The organism is Pseudomonas sp. YY-1 (assembly GCF_002843095.1).
In the GTDB taxonomy this organism is placed as follows: Bacteria; Pseudomonadota; Gammaproteobacteria; order Pseudomonadales; family Pseudomonadaceae; genus Aquipseudomonas; species Aquipseudomonas sediminis_A.
In genome coordinates this window covers 1-1,027 of sequence record NZ_PJLX01000038.1, presented here as the reverse complement: position 1 = coordinate 1,027, position 1,027 = coordinate 1, and the positions used below count along the sequence as shown (strand labels likewise).

The following is a 1,027-nucleotide window of genomic DNA, read 5'->3' as shown; positions in this document are numbered from 1 at the left end:
GGCTCTGTCTGAGTTAGCTGTTGCAGTGGTCTAAACTGAATCGTGATCTTTCCCAGCATGAGGGATCTATCATGAAAGCGGTTCAGTTTTCGCGGTGGATGGCACAGCTCTCCAGCCTCAACCCAGAGCAACGCGACCAGTTGAGATCCAAGCTCTTGCCAGCTGCCAGGCACTCGCAGGACGCAATCAAGGCCCCAAGCCATTGCCCGCATTGTCAATCGCGGGAACTGCGCCCCTGGGGTTCCAGTGGTGACTTGCCGCGATACCGCTGCAAGGTTTGCGGCAAAACCAGCAATGCCTTGACGGGCACCCCAATGGCGCGACTGAGAAAGCGCCATCTCTGGCAAGACTATGCGGACGCACTGACCCAGAGTCTGAGCGTGCGCAAGGCCGCCGTTCATTGTGGCGTCAGCAAAAACACAGCTTTCCTGTGGCGACATAGGTTTCTTTCTCGGATTGCCGATCACCAGGCCCAGCACGCGTCAGGCATTGTTGAAGCAGATGAAACCTTCTTCCTGGAGTCCTTCAAAGGGCAACGCGAACTGCCTCGACCGCCTCGTCGGCGCGGTGGCAGCGCCAAACGACGCGGACTGTCTGCCGAGCAAATTCCTGTGCTGGTGGTAAGAGATCGCAGTGGTCAGCAGGCAGACTTCAAGTTGGAAAAGCTGGATGCACAGCACATAGGGGAGCGGCTACGCCCGCTGATAGACGCGGATGCGATTCTCTGTACTGACAGCGCAAGTGTCTACGCCCATTTCGCCAAGGTTGAAGGCATCACTCACCGACCGATTAACCCGAGCCAGAATCGACGGGTTGATGGTGCTTTCCACATCCAGAACGTGAATGCCTACGACAGCCGACTCAAGAGCTGGATGACCCCTTTTCATGGTGTGGCCACCAAGTACCTAACGAACTACCTGGGCTGGCGCCGCCTGCTTGAGCGCTACAAAACACAGCTCAACCCATTGATTTGCTTGAAAGAGGCGTTGGGGTATAGGGATATGCAACAGTTAACTCAGACATAGCC

The 1,027-nt window shown here is 56.3% G+C and carries 1 protein-coding gene; it reads left to right on the top strand.

The annotated features are described in order from the left end of the window. Nucleotides 1–71 precede the first annotated feature (71 nt). A complete protein-coding gene (locus CXP40_RS23545; protein WP_106735686.1) occupies nt 72–1,025 on the top strand; it encodes an IS1595-like element ISAchd1 family transposase in 954 nt (317 codons plus the stop codon). The last annotated feature ends 2 nt before the right edge of the window (nt 1,026–1,027 follow it).